This is a genomic window from Xanthomonas cissicola (assembly GCF_008801575.1).
GTDB lineage: Bacteria > Pseudomonadota > Gammaproteobacteria > Xanthomonadales > Xanthomonadaceae > Xanthomonas > Xanthomonas cissicola.
In genome coordinates, this window is sequence record NZ_VZPL01000155.1 from 1 (window position 1) to 2,949 (window position 2,949).

General features: G+C 53.5%; 2 protein-coding genes. Both read right to left on the reverse strand.

Features of this window, described 5'->3' with window-relative positions:
- Nucleotides 1-604 precede the first annotated feature (604 nt).
- Entirely contained in the window at nucleotides 605-1,360 is a 756-nt protein-coding gene (locus F7R02_RS24745) for a hypothetical protein (protein ID WP_078591111.1), read from the reverse strand.
- 630 nt (nucleotides 1,361-1,990) lie between these two features.
- Complete coding sequence (locus F7R02_RS24755) at nucleotides 1,991-2,647, reverse strand: hypothetical protein (RefSeq protein WP_139371091.1); 657 nt, start codon at nucleotides 2,645-2,647, stop codon at nucleotides 1,991-1,993.
- Between the last annotated feature and the right edge of the window lie 302 nt (nucleotides 2,648-2,949).

Genomic DNA, 2,949 nt, shown 5'->3' on the forward strand with positions numbered 1-2,949 from the left:
AACGCGAACGAAACAACTCATCGGCAGGCAACTGCTCGGCGGCAGGACGGCGTGTACGCATGGGCGAAAACTGCCAGAAACCAGTTCGTAGAGTAACGAAAACTGGCAATTCCAGCACACCTAAAACGCAGGTTAAGCCTTGCAATGGATGCAGCCTGGGGGTTTTTCAGGGGCGACTCAATAGCGTAAAACGCCTATTTTCGAGGGTTCTCCTTTGCCTGTTATGGAATCAGGCCAAACTTCGATCGACCTCAAAGAGACGTCCCAAGCTGACGAAAGGCCGAGATGGATGGCAAAGCTCAGCACTCCATGTAGCAAAGCGCTTGACCGCGCCACGGGGATGGTCACCAAGGGGCCGTCCCTCTATGCCAAACGCGATCTTGCCACCGTCTCCCCACCGGCCGGGCATACTGCCCACTAGCAGTTGCACCTCCGGATGTTACCCATTAGATCCTTGGCCTTGAGCCGACGTCACACCCAGATCGTCTTGGCATCAGTCATCTTGCCGCTGCGCCCCACGCGCAAAACCGCTCAAAGCTGCGCCGATTGAGAACCTGACACTCCAGGCACAGGCCATATCAAGGCTTTCATTGCCCTGGTGAGTTCATAGAGGATTAGATACGGGCGGCCTAGCCTTCCGAAAATTTTCGAAGGAAGAGATGGCCTCCTCGCTGGGAACCTCCTGATCGTTTAGCCCTCGCATCAAGTCCGCCAGCTGACGTCTGCTAAGCACTTCGAGGATCGCCGGTCCACGTGTCAGTTCATAGTTCAACGAACCTGTTTCTCGGTCCATCATAGGATGAGTTCGAACAAAGGACTTCTCGTTACCTGGTTCCTGATACTTAGCTAGCTGGACCCTGACCCACTCCAACAGATGGAAGGGTATATGACTGCGACGCAGATCACCCCTGATTCTAGGCAGTATTCCTGGCTCGTCGCGCACTCGCGAGAGCTGGCGCGCCACCATGCGACCACCATAATCCCAATCCGGCTTAGCCAAAAGATGAGATATCTTAGCTTCGAGTCCGCCATTCTCTGCCAGCTTGATTGCGAGTTTCGCTCGCTCTCGCCACGAACGCATGAGTTCGTAGGCGGCAAATATCCACATCTCGGTCTGCGCAGACAGAAAGACCGCAGAGCCCGGCTCACGCGGTAACTCGTCATTGAAGCGACTACGCAGGTAGTTCATCTCCAAGCCCATGATGAACTTATCAACCATCGCCAAGTTGAAGGCTTGGCTTCGCATCGCCAAATCGTCTCCCAGCAATGTCAATCCCGTCAGGGCTGTCACCAACTCATGCGTATTGATCTCTTCATGAAGCCGTTGCAGGGGTTCGTTTTCATCATCGAAGCAAGTCATAGAGTCTCCGGCCTGCGCTTATCTCGCTATTCAAAGTCAGCCTACATCATTCAGGTTCGCGCTAGCTTGGATAGAAGTTTCCAAAGCTCCTCACCCTTATATGACACACAAGGGTTCATTCGCACCTGGAAACGGCTTGTTGCGAGTTGGCTCCAATTCCAGGTGCCATCGCAGAGCAGGTTCAAGCGGATAGATCACATACCTGTAAATCGAAAGACCCAACAACCCCAAGCCTGGGGCGATCCACTTGGCCCATCCGTCATGAAGGCCAACGGGCCAAGCATGATGGCAATGCCCAAGATCCCAAGCAGCACAGCACCTGGACCAGCAGGAATTGCATGACATGGAACTTGTCTTGGCCAAGGCGCTCAATCTTCCGCAGTTCTGCTCGGTTTATGGCAAGGCCTATCCGATCGTTCCAGAAGATCGCTTTCCGTAGGCCCAACGCGCCAAGTAGATGACCGTTGAAGCCGCAATGCCGCCGATCACTGCGTGCACTAGCCAATTGCCCATGAGTTATCCGCGCCAGGAATTTTCAGGCTCTTAAGGTGTGGTTGCCGGCCTCCACCCGAGGCCCATCTGAACCGAGTCGCATCTCAAATGCTGCGATACGCTCGCCTTCATCGCATCTCATGGCTTGAAGGCGGAGCCAAACTCATCCTTAGGCGGTGGCAGCTCATATCGCATGTTAAACTGCCGCACCGATCCTGAAAGTCGAACAAGTGGCGATCTCTCGCATCCGTTGAGCACAAGCTGCCAAGAGCCGCTCCCGTCCTCGCCGACAATCAAGTTCATGAGCTTCGCCAGACTAGTTAGTTCAATGCATTCCGGAACTTTGCCATCGACATCTGGTAGATCGATTTCTAGCCAGTTGGCGCTCTGAGAGTTGAACGCGTCAGCGAGGACCTGAGAAAAAAGAACAGCATCAAAGCTATCCACTTTGATCAAAGGATCACCTTTATCTTGCAACTCCAAGGCAACTTGTTCCGAAATCCGATCCAATGGCAAGCAGCAAAGTTGTCCATTGATTTGGCAAAGGTAATGCACCCAAGTCAGATGCTGCGTGCCGGGTGACTTCTCACCTTTTCTTCTCATAAGATCGCAGCCAGTATCGTGAAGTGCTTTAAGCTGTTTAACGACTAGGCCGTCTTTTCTTTCCCTGTCCTGCCTAATCTTGATATGCCCATCCGCCACACTTTCTGACCAATCGCTCTTGGCTTGGAAGATCGAAAGGCGTATACGACCTGACGGGAGCTTAACGAGAAGTGCAAAATCCGCGCCTCGCATCGATTCACTCCATGCGTCACTACCATGCTTTCGATACTGACCCCACCCGAATTCGCTGACTTGCGATGGCGTATTGGAGCCAAATGCGAGAAATGAAAGTGGCAAAGCGGACGCCAAACTTCCCACAAGAGAGGCTGTCAGCCCCTCCTCGTCCAGGCGATGCTCAACTAAGTTAGTCGTCCCTGAAAAACCCCTGTCAAACCTCCATTGCCATGTTTGCGAGCCGCATAGTGCTTGAGCACGTTGAGGAACGCTCCCGCACCACCTGCAACCAGGCACGCAAAAAGGCGATCCAGCGCAGC

Excerpts from the sequence above, each read along its gene's own strand:
- F7R02_RS24745 (WP_078591111.1), bottom strand. The coding sequence starts at position 1,360 with ATGACTTGCTTCGATGATGAAAACGAACCCCTGCAACGGCTTCATGAA.
- F7R02_RS24755 (WP_139371091.1), bottom strand. The coding sequence starts at position 2,647 with ATGCGAGGCGCGGATTTTGCACTTCTCGTTAAGCTCCCGTCAGGTCGT.